12 protein-coding genes are annotated in these 19,245 nt (G+C 59.8%); 6 read left to right on the top strand and 6 right to left on the bottom strand.

Features of this window, described 5'->3' with window-relative positions:
* Nucleotides 1-303: 303 nt before the first annotated feature.
* From GA615_RS02760 to GA615_RS02750, 3 genes are all read right to left on the bottom strand, one after another.
* A complete protein-coding gene (locus tag GA615_RS02760) occupies nucleotides 304-3,231 on the bottom strand; it encodes an FAD-binding and (Fe-S)-binding domain-containing protein (protein ID WP_152049743.1) in 2,928 nt (975 codons plus the stop codon).
* 215 nt (nucleotides 3,232-3,446) lie between these two features.
* Entirely contained in the window at nucleotides 3,447-4,079 is a 633-nt protein-coding gene (gene folE / locus GA615_RS02755; protein ID WP_152049742.1) for a GTP cyclohydrolase I FolE, read from the bottom strand.
* 135 nt (nucleotides 4,080-4,214) lie between these two features.
* Nucleotides 4,215-4,904, bottom strand: a complete 690-nt coding sequence (locus GA615_RS02750) for an LON peptidase substrate-binding domain-containing protein (RefSeq protein WP_152049741.1) — start codon at nucleotides 4,902-4,904, stop codon at nucleotides 4,215-4,217.
* A gap of 893 nt (nucleotides 4,905-5,797) precedes the next feature.
* On the opposite strand from GA615_RS02750, the gene GA615_RS02745 reads away from it, so the two are divergent.
* Both GA615_RS02745 and GA615_RS02740 read left to right on the top strand, forming a co-directional pair.
* Nucleotides 5,798-6,904 carry a serine hydrolase domain-containing protein gene (locus GA615_RS02745; RefSeq protein ID WP_201750092.1) on the top strand — a complete coding sequence of 369 codons (1,107 nt, stop codon included), beginning with the start codon at nucleotides 5,798-5,800 and terminating at the stop codon, nucleotides 6,902-6,904.
* Nucleotides 6,905-6,978: 74 nt separating this feature from the next.
* Nucleotides 6,979-8,025 (top strand): CobW family GTP-binding protein, encoded by a 1,047-nt coding sequence (locus GA615_RS02740; RefSeq protein WP_152049740.1) that lies wholly within the window; start codon nucleotides 6,979-6,981, stop codon nucleotides 8,023-8,025.
* A gap of 195 nt (nucleotides 8,026-8,220) precedes the next feature.
* Here GA615_RS02740 and GA615_RS02735 read toward each other — a convergent pair whose 3' ends face one another.
* Nucleotides 8,221-9,108 (bottom strand): sulfurtransferase, encoded by an 888-nt coding sequence (locus GA615_RS02735; protein WP_152049739.1) that lies wholly within the window; start codon nucleotides 9,106-9,108, stop codon nucleotides 8,221-8,223.
* Nucleotides 9,109-9,233: 125 nt separating this feature from the next.
* On the opposite strand from GA615_RS02735, the gene GA615_RS02730 reads away from it, so the two are divergent.
* The 4 genes from GA615_RS02730 (at nucleotide 9,234) to GA615_RS02715 (ending at nucleotide 16,298) form a co-directional block, all read left to right on the top strand.
* On the top strand, nucleotides 9,234-9,596 hold the full coding sequence (locus GA615_RS02730; RefSeq protein ID WP_201750091.1) for a PadR family transcriptional regulator: 363 nt from the start codon (nucleotides 9,234-9,236) through the stop codon (nucleotides 9,594-9,596).
* An 88-nt stretch (nucleotides 9,597-9,684) separates the two neighbouring features.
* A complete protein-coding gene (locus GA615_RS02725) occupies nucleotides 9,685-13,020 on the top strand; it encodes an efflux RND transporter permease subunit (protein ID WP_201750090.1) in 3,336 nt (1,111 codons plus the stop codon).
* The gene (locus GA615_RS02720; RefSeq protein ID WP_152049737.1) at nucleotides 13,017-14,360 is read left to right on the top strand and encodes an efflux RND transporter periplasmic adaptor subunit; all 1,344 of its coding nucleotides are present in this window, start codon (nucleotides 13,017-13,019) and stop codon (nucleotides 14,358-14,360) included. The genes GA615_RS02725 and GA615_RS02720 overlap by 4 nt, the downstream gene beginning before the upstream one ends.
* A gap of 219 nt (nucleotides 14,361-14,579) precedes the next feature.
* The gene (locus tag GA615_RS02715; RefSeq protein ID WP_161602129.1) at nucleotides 14,580-16,298 is read left to right on the top strand and encodes a TolC family protein; all 1,719 of its coding nucleotides are present in this window, start codon (nucleotides 14,580-14,582) and stop codon (nucleotides 16,296-16,298) included.
* A gap of 96 nt (nucleotides 16,299-16,394) precedes the next feature.
* On the opposite strand, the gene GA615_RS02710 is transcribed toward GA615_RS02715, so the two are convergent.
* Together GA615_RS02710 and GA615_RS02705 are read right to left on the bottom strand one after the other, a co-directional pair.
* Nucleotides 16,395-17,627 carry a carbon-nitrogen hydrolase family protein gene (locus GA615_RS02710; protein ID WP_152049735.1) on the bottom strand — a complete coding sequence of 411 codons (1,233 nt, stop codon included), beginning with the start codon at nucleotides 17,625-17,627 and terminating at the stop codon, nucleotides 16,395-16,397.
* Nucleotides 17,628-17,752: 125 nt separating this feature from the next.
* Nucleotides 17,753-19,207: a Gfo/Idh/MocA family protein gene (locus GA615_RS02705; RefSeq protein ID WP_152049734.1), complete on the bottom strand. Its 1,455-nt coding sequence runs from the start codon at nucleotides 19,205-19,207 to the stop codon at nucleotides 17,753-17,755.
* Between the last annotated feature and the right edge of the window lie 38 nt (nucleotides 19,208-19,245).

The raw sequence follows: 19,245 nt of genomic DNA, 5'->3' as shown, positions 1-19,245 counted from the left end.
CCAGTCAGGACTCTCCGAGTGGACCCTTCGCCAATCCCTCGGCGGAGAATCGAAACACTCGGACAGAACCTCTGGGCCGGCATTGGTCGCCTCGATCCTTCGAAGATCGCTCAACCCGGCATATCGAAGAGGAGTGGTATCGAAGGGGCTCAGAACCGGACGAGCAGACCGCGAGAGGATGCGAGACGTGAAGATCGGCCGGACAATATCGGCCCTTGCCTCTTGCGTCAAGGTGAAGGCCTGGGGAACTGAGACCATGCGGACGCGACACGACCGAAATGGCGGAGCGCTGTCCGATCCCAGTTATCCCAGAGCAAAGCGGCGATCGCGAGGCTCGCGGAGTGTCCGCATCTGACCGGGAAGTAAGCCGTAACTCATGGCCAGCAGGGTCATCGGGTGAAAGGATCGTTTCCGGTTGCCCTGTTCCATTTGCATCCGACAGGTGGAACATTCGGCGCTGGCGAGTTCCAGGTCAGGATCTCGAAGTCGGTGCCGAAGTCCTCGACCCGATCGCAGGGAGGCTCGAAAATGGGTGCGGGCCATCCCGTAAGTCCCGGCCATTCCCGAGCATCCCCGGTCGAGATGCTCGACCTCCAGTTCAGGAATCTGACGGATCAAGTCAAACGAGGGCATCCCGATGTTCAGGGCCCGAAGATGGCATGGCAGATGATAACCGACCTTGGCATGAATCGGCACATGGGGCCTTGGCAAGAGACCGCGTGACCGAAGGCCGATCAAGTAGTGACCCACGTCCATGGTGTTGGCCGCAACAAGCTTGGCGTCGAGGTCATCGGTGAGTTTGAGATATTCTCGGCGGAGCATCAGGGTTGCTGTCGGCTCGGAACACACGACGGTGTGTCCTTCCCGAACAGCGCTTCCCAGAACCCTCAGATTTGCCAGTGCCGCTTCGCGGGCAGCGTCGAGATCTCCGGCCACCATCGCTGGCATGCCACAGCCCCGTTGCCGCTTCGGGACGTAGACCTGAACGCCGCAATGGCGAAGGACTGCGATCACTCCTTCGGCAATGGTGTGATCGTAGTAATTCGCCACGATGTCGAGGAAGTAAACGACCCGAGGACCGGAACGATTCCCCGCCGGTTCGCCGAGCCCCACTTTCTCGGCTTTTCTGACGAATGAAATGCGGTTGGCTTTCGGAAGGCAACGATCCTTCGAGAGACCGACCATCCGATCGAGGACCCATCGGGCCGATCGTGTCCCGATCATCCGGTTATAGAGCTCCGGAACCTGGCTGGCGAGGCGAGACCAGAGCTCGATCCGAGAGAGGAACCATTCCGAGGGATTCAGGCCGTGAATCTCGGCATAGGCCGCCTTGACTTCGAGCATCATCGACGACACGTCGATCCCCGAGGGGCATTCTTGCTCACAGAGTCGGCAATGAACGCAATGCTCTGCGGCTTTTCGGGCGGCTTCGCTTCCCCAGATTGATCGATCAAGCTGACCGGACGCGACATCGCGGATGAGGCCGACCATGGCGCGAGGGCTTTCCGCCTCGCGTCGAGAGGCTCGGAAGCTGGGGCAAATGCGAAGCATAGGGTCGAACGAGCGGCACCCACCACATCCATTACAATCCATGGCATGTTCAAGGGGGCCGCGATCGTCCCACTGGAGCCGGGGTTCGATGATCGGCAGATTGGTGGATGGGGGCGTTGCGGACGATCGGATCGGACGTACCTCGTTTCGCCGGGTTTCATCCTCCAAGAGGCCGGGGTTGAAACAGTCGATCGGATCGAGCAACGATTTCAACGATCGGTATCCAGCTGCTCCCCGGTCAGCCCTGCTTGTTCTTCGGGGAGAGGCGATGCCCCAACCGCCGGGCCGGGCGACCCGACCACCAACGCTCTCGGCGACATCAATGATCGCGTCAGCCAATGGCCGCATCCGATCTCGGCAATACGGATCGCTGAGATCCAAAAACGGGCGGACTCGGAGTTCTCCGGAACCCACACAACCGTGAATCGTCCAGTTGAAATCGAGTGATCGAAAGACGATCTGAAGTTGCTGAACCAGGTCGCGCCAGGATTCGGGGGGGACGTTCAGGGCCGGAACGAGCGCCGTGGGACGTGCCCGGCCTTTCATTGTCATCAATCGGGGTTCGACGGTCTGTCGGAGGTTCAGGGCCCGCTCGCAATCGGACCCCCTGGCCATTTCGATGACCGGGTTCAGACGGGAAGGGTCGCGTGCCAGTCGGTGAACCAGAGCGCGAGCCTGGCTGGCGGGGACGGAGGGGTCGTCTGCGAGAAACTCGACAATCAAGGCGGCTTCAGCCGTTGCCGGGACCGCTCCTTCCCAGAACGGATCGTGCTCCCGAGCCAGTCGGAGCGTACGCCAGTCGAAAAGCTCGCACCGCGAGGGACCTTCCCGAAGGCAGTCAGGAATTGCTGCGGCGGCATCAGAGAGTCGTGAGAAGGGCAGGATCAGGACCCGTTGGCCGTTCGGGATCGAACTGGTTTGCAGCGTCAATTCTGTCATCAAGCCCAGCGCTCCGAAGGAGCCATCCAGGACTCGCTGGAGATGCAATCGTTCCTGACCTCGAAGTGCCTGGAACGGATCGTCTGCGGCATCAATGTTCCGCGACGCGGTTGACGCCTGCCAGTTGAGGAGGGTGGACATACGGCGGCGAAGCGTCCGATCAAACGGCTCGTCCAGCACGCCCGAATCCGTGTCAAGAATGGGTTCGGAGGCAAGCTCACCCGATTCGCCGTTGGAAAAGACGACTCGAGCCCGAACGAGTGCCCTCGAGAGTGATCCGAACCGAAGTGAACGGGGGCCTTTGCCGCCGAGGGCGATCAGTCCGCCAAGGGTTCGGCTCCAGGCCCCCGAAGGATCGGGCCACAGCCGTCGTCCGAGTGGAGTCAGCTGCGCATTGATCTCATCAAGGATGACGCCGGGCTGGACGGTGACACTCGATTCGCCGATCGCCACGATCCGGCGCAGCTCAGAGCTAAAATCCACTACCAGCCCCGGACCGATCGCGGCTCCGAATGGGTTCGTCCCGGCGCCTCGGGCATGAATTGGTATTCCCTCCGAGGCGGCATATCGGACCACCGCCACGACGTCATCGTGCGAACGGGGAGCAACCACGCCAAGGGGATCAACCTCGAACAGGCTCCCGTCTCTCCGGTAGGGGGATCGGGACACCGGATCGAAGGAGAGCGATCCCGAGACGAGCCCCCGAAGATCGTCGTAAACCCGAGCCCTGATTTCATCCACAAGCGTGTCGACTCTCCAGGCGAAGGAGAAAGGAAGGCACTCGATCGTGAGGGTTCAGGAGGGGCAAATCGCCTTCCCATTCCGCGAGGTCAGTTGGAACGCGAGCGATTACACGTGGAAGAGGCATTGATCACGAGATTGCCACGCGCACCATCACAATGCGATCCATGATACCGAACGACCTCTCAAAACGCAGTGCTTGTGTCGGCGCCGGCTTACACCCCTCGGCTCCCACCGTGGATTAAGGAGAGGACTTCCATGCGCGTTGCGACATTGTCTCGAAAAGCTCCGCGCATCGCACTGGTAATGTAGGTACTGCCGGGCTTCTGCACGCCTCGAACGGTCATGCAACTGTGAGTTCCTTCCATCACGACCGCCACGCCAAGAACGTCGAGTTCTTCCATAAGGATGTCAGCGATTTGTTCGGTCAGCTTTTCCTGAACCTGAGGACGTCTCGAAAGCACGTCGACGATTCTCGGGATCTTGGAGAGACCAACCACCTTTCCCGAGGGTAAATACGCGACGTGAGCCTTCCCCGAAAAGGGGAGCAAATGGTGCTCGCAGAAGCTGGAATAGGAAATGTCGCGTACGGTGACCATCTCGTCATACTTCTGAGTAAACCGTTTGGCGAGGTGGATGCGAGGGTCCTGATGAAGACCGCGGAAGACCTCAGCGTACATGCGAGCAACTCGATCGGGAGTTTCAAGCAGTCCTTCGCGATCCGGATCCTCGCCCACCGCGATCAGGATTTCACGGACGGCCTTGCGAATCCGCTCAAGGTCTACCTGGAAGGTCTCGGAGGGAATCGGCTCCCGATCGTCGGAGCGATCGGTAGGGAACTCGTTCATAACGTCGTCTCAAGAACTCGAACCGAGTGAGCCGGCTTTGCCCACGCTCAACCCGGAAGATGACCCTGGTAAGAAAGAAGACGGGCCGAGCCTCGTTCCCCGATGGATTGGGCTGACAGGAACGAGAATTCTCGATCAGTTGAGGCTAAACGGGGGAGGGAAACCTGAGTCGCTCCCATCTCGAGGATCGTCTGCGTTGCTCAGGTGAACTTGCAAGATGTCAATCAGCGACTTCACTCGCTCCTCCACGTGCGTTTCGTTCAGAAACGCTTGCTTCACCGCGCCGGGAAGCCCCAAATAATGCCCGAGGAGGTCGACAAGCACTCCCAGCGGGATGGGCTTGTCGAGAAGACGGGCGATCTCGGGTTCGACCCGCCCTTCCCGGGCACAGAGTTTCCGAAACTGATCAACCAGTTCGTCTCGGAGCGAATCGACCGGGTCGTCAGGATACTCGTCGTCGAGAAGCTCGGCTCGGGCGCGGCGAAACAGTTCGTCCTTCGGAAGTTCGTGAAGCAAACGCACACGTTTCATGCCGACGAGTAACAGATTGTAGCGTCCATCGGCAAGCCGTCGATGATCGAAAATCTTTCCGAGACAGGCGACGGATTCGATAGGAGGGTCTTCCTCGACATTCCAATCAGCCCCGTCTTTGAGCTTGACCATGGCAATCAACCGATCGCCGGCCAGAGCGTCCTCGGTCATCTGACGGTATCGTGGCTCAAAAATGTGCAAGGGAAGGACGCAATGCGGGAATAAGACGACTTCCGGCAACGGAAAGAGCCGGCAAACGCCCTCAAACCCCCTCAATTCCTGATCCGGGTCCATGGACTCCCTCCTCGCCGGACAACGAACCCTTGGTTCGCTGAAAACTCAATCATCATGCGTCCCGCTTGGGTCAGAGGGCCGGATGGGGTGAAATCCAGTCGCTCAAGATGCACCGGGCTCGAAACACTAATCTTGCTCAAAACCATGTTCTTGGAAGGAGTTCCGATCATGCTGGCGATTGTATTCTGACGGCGTGGTCCGACAAGGGAGCCTTACGGGTTTCTCTGCCGTTCACGGAATCGACCTCGCCAGAGACGTTGATAGAGGCGACCCATGTGAGAAGAGTGCCTCACGAAACCCCGGCCTCACGTGCTTGAAATCCAAGTGCCGAGAGAATGTTATGACCCTGGGACTCACCACGTTGCTCAAGAAATCCTCCCATCAGGGATCGCACTGGTCTTCGAATTTCCCGAATCCGGGAATCAGGGTTTCCCCTCCTGACAGGATATAGCGTGATGCGAGTCCCCCGCACGTTCGCTGACCCACGGTCGTCGAGCGTGAGTGATTCTCAGGATGCAGTTTGCAGCAGCGAATCAAGCGTGGGTGGAGCCATGGGTTTGATCACGTCCGGACTTGCGTTGACGCCATCCTTCCGAGGATAAGCACTCACGACAGATCACCCCGAGAGTGTGAAATTGCCACATTCTTCCCGCCATCGTACCACATCCAACATTGAGCCTTCTCAGATTGACAACGAGACAACTGCCCCGACGGCCGTGTCAGGGTTATGCTCAAAGCCGATCCTTGAACGGCATCCTGTTTCGAGAAATGGCTCCTGACGCGATCACCTGATGGAGGGGGCCAGCCCAGGCTCGACCCGAAGTGCCCTCGTTTTGCCACAGGCGACCCGGTCTCGAACTTGATCTCCGGTTGGTTCTTTGAAAGGTATTCTCATGATGACGCGTCGATCGTTTCTCAAGGCTGGAAGTCTGACTGCTTGCGCCCTTCCAGGCCTCGCCTATGGCCTCGACAACACCGACCCACGCGAAGCGGTTGCGGACGTGCTTACCCAGGCAACGACCACCGGCCAGGTGAGCGCGGCGAGCCTCTGCATCCGGCAGGGTAACGATGAGTACGTCCGTCACTTTGGGGCGGCTCGGTCGATCAACGATCTGTTCCTGCTGGGATCGATCTCGAAGCCCATGTCAGTTGCGGCAGTGATGACCTTGTTCGATCAGGACGCCTTCGCGCTCGACGACCCGGCGCATCGATTTCTTCCGGAATTCTTGGGCGAAGACCGCAAGAAGATCACGATCCGACATCTGATGACCCATGTTTCGGGCTTGCCCGATCAGCTTCCTGAGAATGATCTCCTCCGCGCCCGACACGCCCCGCTCTCGGAGTTTGTCGATCACGCCCTCCGGACTCCGCTCGTCTTCGAGCCGGGCACCCGCTACGGGTATTCAAGCATGGCGATCTTGTTGGCCTCGGAAATTGCGCGGCGAATCAGCGGAATCGAGATTCCGGAATTCGTGGATCAGACCATCTTCCGGCCCCTGGGCATGGAGCATTCCGCTCTGGGGCTCGGTCGTTTTCCAATGGAAGCCGTAACCCCTTGCCAGACCGAACGTGCCGCTCCAGAGTCTGGAGCAGGTGATCCCGACGCCCGGTCCTGGGACTGGAACAGCCCTTACTGGCGAGGGCTGGGGGCTCCCTGGGGAGGCGCTCACGCGTCGGCGCCAGACGTGGCCCGGTTCCTTGCCGAATTCCTCCATCAGGAGGGCAAGGTGGTTCGTCCCGAAACGGCTCGCGCGATGATCCGGAATCAACGCTCGGATGCCAATCCTCCTCGGGGCCTTGGCTTTGCGCTCGGGGCGAGTCTGGGCGGTCCTGGTTGCTCCGATCAAACCTTCGGACATACCGGATCGACGGGAACGCTTGCCTGGGCCGACCCAAGATCAAAAACGATCTGCGTCATTTTGACAACCTTACCCGGTCGAGCCGTCGAACCCCATCCTCGTGCGATCGCCTCGGAGAGGCTTGCTGGCTCTTTGCGCTGATCGTCGATAACGGCCGACCGGGTCATCGTGCCCGCGACTCTTGCACCCGCCAACGAACCGGAATTTGCCCCACGATGTCTGCTTTGAATCGGATTCGAACCAACCTGATCACGGGCTTTCTCGGGACCGGGAAGACCACCACGATCAACGCCTTGATTCGCCAGCGTCCCGAGGCGGAACGATGGGCCGTGTTTGTTAACGAATACGGCTTGGTGCCCGTCGATCAGGTACTTTACGAGGGGCAAGATTCCGAGGTGGAGGTTGCCGAACTGGGGGGCGGTTGCATGTGCTGCTCGACGGCATTCTTGATGCCACCGCTCCTGGCCCGGTTGATCCGAACGGTCAAACCCCATCGACTCCTGATCGAGCCGACCGGAGTCGGACATCCCGCGTCGCTGATCGATCAACTCCGTGGCGAGCACTTTGGTCATCTGCTGGATCTCGGCCCGACCCTCTGCGTGGTCGATCCGAAGGACTTTGCCAATCCTCGACTCCAATCGAGCCCCATGTTCTTTGACCAGATCCAGATGGCTGACATCGTCGTCATCAACTGGACCGACATGCGCGACCCTTCACTCGTTCGAGCGTGTCGTGACTGGATCGAGCAGTTTGACCCGCCGAAGCTGTGTGTTCAAGAAACGAATCAAGGGCAGGTTTCGCTCAACTGGCTTGACCTTGAGGGGGCAAGAATTCGTCTCCCCCAGTTCCCCAACGCCCACGACCAGACGCGAAACGCGTTCGAACCACCGGGAGACCAGTCGGAGCATGAGGTGGGCACCGTCGTGCTCGATGATCCCCCTGCGCCGGGGCATCCCAGACGCTTCGAAAACACCGATGGACTCCAGAGCGCCTGCGGATGGATTCTTCACCCGGACGAAATGTTCGATCGTGTCGCCCTCTTCGCGTTTCTCTCCCAGGTTGACCCAATTCTTCGACTCAAGGGGGTGTTCCGCTGCGAGGACGATTGGTGGTCGATCAATCGCGTGAAAGACGAGACAAGCACTCAACAAACCACCTATCGGCGCGATAGCCGCCTTGAGGTGATCTGCGATGGTGAGTCTCTGACCTGGCCCGAGTTCGAGGCAAGGCTGCTCTCCTATCGAATCGACGCAGCCCAGTGAGGTCGTCTCCGAGGGGCTGCGGCGAGAGCCGACTCCGTGCCTCATCTCAACTCGTCAGAGTTCGAATGTCTAATTGCTCCACGATCGGTCACGCATCCCATCCAACCGATCCTCGCACGCTGGGACAGGGGAGCCTTGCGCCGAACAAGGCGGGCTCAGGATCATCCGATCGAGAGCGAGCGGAGCAGGGGGGAGTCAAGGTTGAGGATTGGTGGCAACCGGGGTTTCTTCAGCATTTCCCCAGTCGGACCAACCGAGATAGTAGTTCCGGCTCGGAAAGCCGAGACGTTGAAGCACAAACGCATCAACCGAAGCGCGACCTCCCCCCTGGCAGTGGGTGATCACCGGCTTTCCTGGTTCCAGGCCGATGGCGTTCAATCGAGGTCGAACGGTCTCTTCGGGAAGGAAACGCCCCTCATCATCCACAAGCGTGCTCCACTCGATGTGACAGGCGGTTGGCACATGTCCCCCTCGATTCGAGCGGGCAACCTGGCCGAGAAATTCGGCATCGCTTCGGGCATCAATGACCTGCGCCGATCCGGTTCGGATCGCGTCGAGGACCGTGTCCCGATCCGCATGACGATCCACTCGGAGGGTGACCGGGAAGTCTCGAGGTTCGACACGTACGGATTCGGTCGAAACGGGACGCCCTTCCGACTCCCAGAGCGGAAAGCCTCCGTTGATCAGGCCCACCTCATCGACCCCCAGGTAGCCGACGAGCCACCAGAACCGGGCGGCATCTTTCTGACGGTTCGCATCGTAGATGTAAACAGCCGAATCGGGGGTCAGACCAAGCCGTTTGATCCAGGTCTTCCATCGATCAGGGTCCTGCAACCCTCCCGGCTCACCCGCCAGTCGCTCAACCTCCTTGGTATCAATCCAGACCGCCCCGGGAAGGTGACCCGCGTCGTAATCCTCGCGAGGTCGGACATCGAGCAGGACGAAATCCGGATCGTCGAGCCGAGCTTCAACCTCATCGAAGCTGAGCAGCCGAGCAACCTGTCCCTGATCTCCATCGTTCAGGGGGTTGATCGGCGTGAGCGGTCCAAGCAGGATCAGAACGAAGAGCGGGGCGTTCATCATCGGTTTGCCTCCCTGGATGGTATGGGCGGATTCTGCCGGGCTGATTCCGTTCCGACCGGGCAGTACCCTTGCGGCCCGCATTCTCGGAGCGATAGGATCGGGTGTCAATATCGAGGTTCGATGCCATGAGCGAATTGCTCACCAAACTCTTCTTTGGCGGTTTTGTGCGGATGCACGTGCTGTACCACGCCGTCAAGGAACCGATCTTCGGCGCCGAGATGATTGAGGAGTTGAACCGGCATGGTTATCAGGTCGGGCCTGGAACACTCTATCCGATGCTCCACCAAATGCTGGAATCGGGATTCCTGACTGTTTCCGTCGAAACGGTCAATGGGAAGCAACGCAAGTATTACAGAGCGACTTCCGAGGGAGCCCTGGCCCTTGAGGAAGCCAAATCCAAGCTCCGTGAATTGGTTTCCGAGGTGTTGCACGATCAGGTTCCTGAAGACTGGACGCGACGGGCCGATGCTCCCGATCGAGACGGTTAACGGGGGTGAACTCTCCAAGCCTCCGTCGTCGCATCTCGCCACCTTTGACCCCACGGGCCACCGATCCATGACTCCGATCGCCTTCTCGATGCAACGTCCGTTCACGGTGATGGTGGCGGTCGTTGCCGTGGCTCTGGGAAGTTTGCTCGCGGCATCCCGGATGCCAATCGACATCTTTCCGAATCTGAATCTGCCCGTCGTCTATGTTTGCCAGCCCTATGGCGGCATGGACCCAGCCCAGATGGAGGGATTGCTCACAAATTATTATGAGTATCACTTCCTGTACATCAACGGAATTCACCACGTGGAATCCAAGAATGTGCAGGGAATGGCGATCATGAAGCTCTTTTTCCACCCCGGAACGAACATGGCGCAGGCGATGGCGGAAACCATCGGCTACGTCACGCGATCGAGAGCCTTTATGCCCCCTGGCACCGTCTCCCCGTTCATCACCCGCTTTGACGCGGGAAGTGTTCCGGTGGGCTACCTCGTGCTATCGAGTGAGACTCGGACGGTTGGAGACATCCAGGATCAGGCGTTATTTCGGGTTCGGCCCATGTTCGCGGCGCTGCCGGGCGTGTCAGCTCCCCCGCCGTTCGGAGGAAGTCAGAGGAGCGTGGTCATTCGGCTCGACCCAGAACGGCTGCGGGCGTACTCGATGTCGCCGAATGAAGTGATCAGCGCGCTCACCTCCGGAAATGTAATCAGTCCTTCGGGAAACATCCGGATCGACGATGAGATGCCCATTGTTCCGGTGAACTCACTCGTCAAAAACATCGACGAATTACTTGCTATTCCCATCCGGCCCGGGGTCGATCCAACGGTCTACCTCCGTGATGTAGGGACGGTCGCCGATTCAAGTGACCTTACGGTGGGATATGCGCTTGTGGATGGAAGGCGAGCGGTATACATCCTTGTGACGAAGCGGGCCGAGGCATCCACGCTCTCCGTTGTTCGGAATGTGAAGAATGCTCTGCCGGAGATGCAGGCAGTCCTCCCGGACGACATCCGCGTGAGCTTCGAGTTCGATCAGTCACCGACCGTGACCAACGCGATCGAGTCGGTGGGGGTTGAGGGGTTGCTCGGGGCCGGGCTGATCGGGGTGATGGTCCTGGTCTTTCTGAGAGACTGGAGGAGCGCGGTCGTCATTGTTCTGAACATTCCCATCGCCATCGCGGCCGCGCTGTTCGCACTCTGGTTGACCGGCCAGACGATGAACTTGATGACACTCGGTGGCCTGGCCCTGGCCATTGGCGTTCTGGTCGATGAGTCGACAGTCGCAATCGAAAATATTCATGTGCGGATGAGAAAGGATTCCTCCCTTGCAACCGCCGTGAAACGAGGGACCTCGGAAACGGCAGCGCCACGGTTCCTGGCGATGCTCTGCATTTTGGCTGTCTTCATCCCGTCGTTTTTTATGGAAGGATCTGCCAGGGCACTTTTCGTGCCGATGTCGCTGGCTGTCGGCTTCGCAATGATTGCGTCCTACATTCTCTCCAGCACGTTTGTTCCCGTGATGACGACGTGGATCGTTCGACAGAAGCACACAGGAGCGAGTGATGCTCAGTCGAGGCGCCCTACCGCCTTCGACCACTTTGCCGGCGGCTACGCAGGCTTGGTTCGGGGGCTGACGCGCATCGCCCCAGTGGTCGTGATGGTTTATCTCGTCGGCGCCGGGGTGGTCGCCTATGGCGTTGGTCGTCACCTTGGCCTGGAGATCTTCCCAAGTGTCGATGCTGGCAGATTCCAACTGAGATTGAAAGCGCCGCCCGGAACTCGAGTGGAGAAGACCGAACAGATCATCCGAGACGTGCTCGCGACCATTGAAGACGAGGTGGGCCGAGACGCAATCGAAATCTCGGTCGGATATGCTGGTCTGATTCCCTCAAGCTATCCAATTAATGCAATCTATCAATGGACAGGAGGTCCAGAAGAGGCGATGCTCCGAGTTGCCCTGAACCAGGGAACCGGCATCCAAATTGAGGAGTTGAAACGCACGCTCCGCGAACGCCTGAAGACCGAGATGCCCTCGGTCGCCTTCTCGTTTGAACCGGCCGATATCGTCAGTGATGTCATGAGCTTCGGCTCTCCCACGCCGGTCGAGGTTGCCGTCAGCGGCCCTGACTTCGCCGACGTGCGACAGCATGCCGAACAGATCCGGGCCGAGCTGAGCACAACACCAGGCTTAAGCGACGTGCGTTACGGCCAAACACTCGATTATCCTTCTGTTCAGGTGACGATCGATCGTGAGAAAGCGGGTTTGAGTGGAATCACCCCCGAAGAAATCGCCCGGTCGTTGGTCACGGCGACCTGGTCCAGCCGCTTCGTCGTGCCGAACTACTGGCCCGACCCAAAGTCGGGGATCGGTTATCAGGTCCAGATCGAGATCCCGTATCAGGAAATGACTTCGCTTGAGGATATCAGGACCCTTCCAATCCGTCAGGCTCAGGGAGATGGAGTTCCACTCCTTCTCCGCGATGTGGCCAGCGTCGAGCGCTCCACCGTGCCCGGACAGTTCGATCGCTACAATATGAAACGGACCCTGACCCTGACGGCCAATCTAGCTGGAATGGATCTCGGCCGCGCATCCGGGGCAGTCGATCGCGCGATTGAACAAGCCGGTGAACCACCGAAAGGTGTGACGGTGGCGGTGCGGGGCCAACTTGTCCCACTTCGCGAGATTCTGAGCGGCCTTTCGATTGGCCTGGGCATGTCCATCGTGGTCATCGTCTTGGTGCTGACTGCGAATTTTCAGTCGGTTCGTCTGGCCCTGGTCGCGGTCGCTGCCGGGCCGGCGGTCATCGCTGGAGTGGTCGTGGGATTGTGGGTGACCGACACCACGGTGAACATTCAGTCATTCCTGGGAACGATCATGGTCTTCGGCGTGGCGGTCTCCAACGCGATCCTCCTGGTGACCTTCGCCGAGCAAAGCCGGGTCGTCGAGGGGCTCTCTGCCCGGGATGCCGCCGTGGCCGGTGCTCAGGCTCGACTTCGGGCAATCCTGATGACTAGTGGCACGATGATTGTCGGAATGTTGCCGATGGCATTGGGACTCGGGGAGGGAGGGGATCAGACAGCTCCGCTGGGACGCGCCGTGATCGGTGGACTCTCCTTCGCCACTCTCTCGACCCTGTTCGTTCTCCCCAGCGTTTTCACGCTCATCCAGGGCCGGATGGGGCGCGACTCCTCGTCGCTCGATCCGGATGATCCGGACAGTCCGCACTACGTCGGAGTTCCTGCGCCTCACCTCGGCTCTGCTCCCCTGAGTGGCGGAACGAGCCTCGAAACCGAGAGGGTGATCTCGCATTCAACCCCGCCTCCTGCCGCTCCGCCACTCGGTCAGGCGTCTACCGAACCGACTTCTCAACCGCCTCATCCTTCTCCCCCAAGCGGGACCAACGGCGACACGGGAGCCACGTCATGATGCGTTTGCGATTCCACCCGAGACGAGGGCTGAGCATTGCGATGGTGGTTCCTGGACTTGCAACACTCACGGGTTGCGGATCCGCCGGTGATGCCGTCCCGCTTCAAGCCCAGACCACCTCTGAGGCTCCAACGCCACGGGTCTCCACCGTCTTACCCGAACGGGGAACAATTCGCCGAGTCACGAGCGAACCTGGCCAGATCGAGGCATTCGAAACCACTGACCTCCTGGCGAAAGTTGCCGGCTATGTTCGGAGCCTGGCCGTAGACATTGGAGACCCGGTTGAGGCCGGTCAAGTCCTTGCCGAACTCGACGCTCCGGAACTGGAAGCGGAGCTTGACCGCAAACAGGCACACCTGGAACAGGACGCCGCCGACCTCGACCGGGCCCGGGCGATGGTCGAGGTTGCTCAAGCGGCTGTTGCCACCGCTCAGGCCGGGATTCAGGAGGCCAGGGCCGCCACGCGACGCTCCGAAGCTGAGATTGACCGCTGGCAGGCGGAATATGATCGGATCGACCGCCTCGTCAGCGAGCGAGCCGTCACGGAGGGACTCCGCGACGAAACGCTCAGTAAACTCGAAGCAGCACGCGCCTCCCGAGACGAGGTCGAAGCCCAGATTCAACTCGCGGAAGCGGTTCTCCTTCAAGCCGAGGCTGAGCGCGCGCGAGCGCTGGCCGATGTTCGTGTCGGCGAGGCCCACGTTCGGGTTGCCGAGGCAGACGTCCGGCACGCCGAAGCCATGAAATCTTTCACCCGAATCGTGGCACCCTTCAACGGGATTGTTACGAAGCGCTTCGTCGACACTGGTCACCTGACGGATCCCGGTGGTTCCCGCGATCCGTTACTCTCGATCGCACGAACCGACATCGTTCGAGTGGTCGTCGGCGTGCCTGAGGTCGATGCTCCCTTGGTCGATGTGGGAGACCGGGCCGAGATCCGGGTTCAGGCGCTCGGCGGCCGAACATTCGAGGGAACGGTGACCCGCGCGTCCTGGGCACTCGATCGTGCCACCCGGACCCTCCGAGCCGAGATCGACCTGGAAAACTCCGATCGCACGCTTCAGGCCGGACTCTACGTCTACGTTTCCATTGTTGCGGAACAACGCGACGAGGTCCTAACGCTTCCACTATCCGCGGTACTGACCGATGACGAGGGCCAGTCCTCCAGCGTGGTGATCGTCGATGGTCGAATCCAGCGGCGAGCGCTCGAACTCGGACTGAGTGATGGGACTCGGGTTGAGGTTCGAGCCGGCCTCAAGGAAGGAGAGCCGGTTGTCACCTCCGACCCCTCCGCGTTCGACGACGGTCAGGCTGTCGAGGTCATCGAGGCGTCGTTCTGATCGTTGGATTGAGCCCTTCGTACTCTCACAATGAGAACACGCAGCACGTGATTGAAGCAACGTTGCCAATCGCACCATTGGGAACGATTGTCTGGTCCGTCTCATGCCATTCAATATCGAAGACCGATAACAGGAGAACAAGGAAGGCAGATCGTCCTGAAGGTCGCGATTCCAGGGACGATGAGGGCGAAGCGGCATCGTTCAGGGAGGCCGGCACGCATGGAATCCGTTCGACGGAACGCAACCCGAGCGGCTCAAAAACGAACGATGCTCGGCCTGCTCATGCTGTGTGTCCTCCCCGAAGGATCGGCTGACCCGTCCCATGCCGCTCAGGAGCCCTTTGACCCGCCGAGAATCGAATTGAGAGAGGGGATGCCCTCTGCACTCAGCAGGGTGCGCGCGGATGCCCCGTCGTTGGAAATTCGGAACGACCTCCCTCCCTTACCGCCGGTTGGCACCAGCCGTTCGACGGACATTCGTTTACGAGACGATCCGGGATCGCCACTGGTCCCTGACCAGCCCGTCTTGCCGATCGATCTTGCCAATGCCTTGCGGTTGGCCGGGGCCCGCGACATCGAAATTCAGATTGCCAGGCAACGGGTTGCCGAGGCGCTGGGAGAGCTTCAGCTGGCCCGCTCCGCCTGGCTTCCGAGCATCTTCTACGGTCCTCAATGGATGCGTCACGACGGTCAGGCGCAAATCGTTGAAGGACCGGTTCAGACCATTAGCAAAAGCAGCCTCTTTGTCGGCGGGATGGCGGCGTTGGGTGACGGAATTTCCGGCCCGGTTCCGGCAGGCGGACCGCCGAACGTGGGAGGGTTCTCAACCATCCTGAGACTCTCCGACGCGATCTTCCTTCCCATGGCCGCCCGTCGGGTGGTTGATGCGGAACGGGCCGGTGTCTCGGTCGCGGTCAACAATGCGATTCTCGGGGTGGCCGAAGCATACTTTGATCTTCAGGCCGCCGCGGGAAGGCTCTCTATCGCATCGGAGGCTGCCAGGAATGCCGAGGTCCTGGTCGAACTGACCAGTTCGTTCGCCGAGTCGGGACTTGGCCTCGAAGCGGATTATCGTCGGAGCCTAGTCGAGCGGGATCTCCAACGCAGGGAAGTCGCCGAGGCCGTTGGAATGCTCGAAATAGCTTCCGCCGAGCTGATCCGCCGGACCCGGCTCGACCCGAGCATCCTTGTCGCACCCGTTGAACCTCCTGAGTCGATCCTCCGCCTGATTCCTGACGACACTCCACCAGATGCGTTAATCACCACTGCCCTGTTGAACCGTCCTGAACTGGCCGAGCAACGCAAATTCGTCGAGGCGACCCTCATTCGTTTGAAGCAGGCCCGCTTACGTCCCTTTGTGCCTAGCCTCTCGACCAGGGTTTCCGGAGGCGGTTACGGCGGCGGTCGAAATGACTTTTTCGGCAATTTTGACGGACGCTTCGATACCGACGTGAATGTCTTCTGGGAACTCCGGGGACTTGGGGTCGGTGACGCGGCTTACATGAAGATGGCCAATGCCCGCAATCAGGAGGCAAAGCTTCGCGTTCTCCAGATCCAGGACCGAGTGGCCGCCGAGGTGATTCAGGCGGAGAAGATGCGGCTTGCAGCCGCCCGACAGATCACTGAGGCCGAACGGGCGGTGCCCGACGCCATTCGCTCACTCGAATTGAATTTGGCCAATATTCGCCGAGGAGCGGGCCTTCCCGAAGCGACCCGCCCCATTGAGGTCCTCCAGCCGATTCAGGCCCTCGCCCGAGCCAGACAGGAATATCTCGATTCAGTGCTCGACTACAATCGAAGCCAATTCCGCCTCTACGCTGCGATGGGAAGGCCCGAAACCTTGCCATCTGCCGCGACTCCAACCGAGTGGATCCTTCCCCCCGCGGTGGATGTCGCTGACCCGATCGGCCCCCCAATCCTCCCGGAAACCTCCCGTTGATTCCTGAAAACCAACGGAGCACGCGGCAAAATGGAAACGTGCTTCCGTGAAGGCTTGACAAGCATTGGATGCTTTTTCAACGGGGGGAGCCCGCGATCAGGGACGGGATGAGGATTCCTGTCTGCGAAGCTCCTTGAGGTACCTCTGGGCGGCGCGGTCGATCCAGGAGGTCCGGCACTCGCTGCAAAGCTGTTCAAACAATCGGATCGCCTCTTCAGTGCGGCCTGATCGTGCGAGGGCAACAGCCTCGTTAAATCGCGACTCTCCCGTCGTCAACACGGTTGCCATGATACGAATCGCCTCCTCGGGCGTGATGTTCGACCGAACCTTTTCCAGGATCGGAGGTTCGGGATCGGTCAGGAGCTTGTAAGCGTCTGGAACCCGTTCTCGGAACAACCGCCCGCGCATATCCGCCTGAAGGTTCATGGCATCACCGCCTTCACGGCCGCCTAAAGGATCGATGTCGGCGATCGCCAGTGCATCCGGACCCTCCGCGGTCGCGAGAATCTTGCCCGTGGGAGCGAGAATCATGCTTCCCTGACCGCGATTGGCCACGACCAGATACATGAAGTTTTCCACTGCACGCGTGCGAAACGCTGCCAGGCTGATCTCCTCGTCACCGATGGCCGCTCCACCGAGCGTCGGATGGAAGACAAGATCGGCTCCCTGCAAGGCAAGACACCGCGCCGCCTCGGGGAATACCATGTCATAACAGATCAGCATCCCAACCGTTCCCAGGTCCGGTGTCGGGAACACCGGGAAATCATTTCCTCGACGGCGCGATTGCTCGGCCATTGGCAGGTTCACTTTGCGATATCGGCCGATCTCCTGACCGTCTCGGCCAATCAAAAATGCCATGTTATACAAATAGCCGTCTTTGTCGATCGCGTCATTGCAGAGGACCAAATACATCCGGTGCTCGGACGCCGCCTTGCCGAGCCGCGAGAGCATCCGAGCCACGGCAACGGGAAGGACTTCCTCCAGCAATTCCGAATTGGCCGCTTCCCAGTTGAGAAGTCCAAGGGTGTCTTCCGGAAACGCCAGGACATCGCAGCCCCTCGCACCAGCCGTATGAACGATTTGTTCCAGTTCTTCAAGCGAGCCGTCAACGCGATCGAGAACCTCCGAAGGGGTCAACCGGAAATCGATCGTTCGATTCTTTGGCTGGGCCGCGGCCACTCTCATGATCGAGGATGGTTTCGACTCACGTTCCTCGGTCGTCTCCGAGGCCGAAACCGTTGAGGCCGAACCGGTCAACAACACGAACGCTGCGACCCAGCTGAACGCGGTTCCTGGTCGTGGTTGTTGATCCCGAATCAGGGTGTTCATGGAGAGCCTTTGGAAAAAGAGGAATCGGTTCTGTTGCGTTGATCTTGGACTGTCGAATTGGAGAATCAGTGATTCCGCAACCCACGCGAGTGAATGTCAGGGAGAGCGGTTTCCTGCGCCGAGGCTCACACGTTCTGGATTCCCGGCACAACAAAGGGTGAACGACCCTCTCGAGTGAGCAAGGAATTGGCCTCGGAAGAATCTGTAAATCGTTCCTGATCCGAGTCGATGGACAGTAATGGTCCAGCTGTCAGCGGGGTTTGCTCCAGGTTGACTTCGTTGTCGCGAAGGTGATCCACCATCCGCTCGAAGGTTCGGAGGACCTCGTCGTGGAGCGCGTACGTTTCGAGCTTGCTGGCAATCTCCTGCGGGGGAAGTTTCTTCCCAAGGCGGTACGAGAAGTTGCCGACATGGCAGAGCGCACTCGAAAGATGCCCCTCCAGAATGTCGGCCTTCAGTTCGTCTCGCCGACCGCTTCGAACCGCCTGGATGAAGTTGGCAAAGTGATTGACCGACGGGCCTTCAAACGTCTGGACGAGATTCCCATCCAGGTCGAACAGCGACGATCCCGCGATGAACCCCTCGCTCCCGTGGACAATGGAGCCGGCCTGGAACTTGGTGCTGAAGGGATCGGTCTTGAGCCCACGCACTTCCTGAATAATGGTGCTCGAGGGGAAAGAGTGAACGACCATCTGCGTATTCGGCGTCTCTCCCGCATCCTCATAACCGAGTCGGCCGCCAAGACTGAGCACCGAGTTTCCCAGGCCGGTCAGATCCATTAGCCATCGGCAAATGTCCACATAATGAATGTTGTTGTTGCCAAGCTCGCCGTTGCCTGTGTTCCAGTCCCAGTGCCAATCATAGTGCAATCTTGGACGGGTCAGCGGCTCATATGCGGCCGGCCCCAGGAACAGGTTGTAATCGACATGGGCGGGCAACTCGTACGTCCCTCGTGGCCCGATACTCCCTCGCTGGCCGTAGATAATGGTTCGTGCGAAGGTCACATCACCGAGCTTGCCATCCCGGATATATTCTGCGGCGGCGGCCAGGGCGCCACTGGAGCGATTCTGGGTCCCCGCCTGGCAGATCCGGCCGGTTTCCTCGGCAACCTGAACCATTCGGCGCCCTTCGCTGACGGTGTGGCTGACCGGCTTTTCCACGTAGACATCTTTTCCGGCTTGCATGGCCCAGATCGCAGCCAGAGCATGCCAGTGGTTCGGTGTCGCGATCGAGACCGTATCTACCGAGGGGTCGTCGTTGACGACTCGTAGGTCCTGAACTGCCTTCGGCCGGCGCCCCTGGTCCTTCTCAACCGTGTCGGCAAGTTCTTCGGCAAGCGTCCGATCGGGATCGCACACGTAAGCGATTTCGACTCCCTCTTGCCGTCCGAACTGCGCGGCATGAACACGGCCGCGAATGCGGCAGCCCAGCACCGCATGTCTGATCCTGTCGTTGGGAGCGTCCGCTTTTGCGTCCTGGGCCAGGAGCCGCTGAGGCCGAGAAGCCGTCGCAACGCCCGCCGCCGCTGCCGCAGCAATCATCGATTCTTCAAAGAATCGCCGACGCGTGGATTTTGACATGATGATTCCTTGGTTTTGATTGAAATGAGCGATGGGCG

Source organism: Tautonia marina (genome assembly GCF_009177065.1).
GTDB classification, from domain to species: Bacteria; Planctomycetota; Planctomycetia; order Isosphaerales; family Isosphaeraceae; genus Tautonia; species Tautonia marina.
The sequence above is the reverse complement of the archived record's forward strand: the minus strand, read 5'-3'. Positions and strand labels throughout refer to the sequence as shown.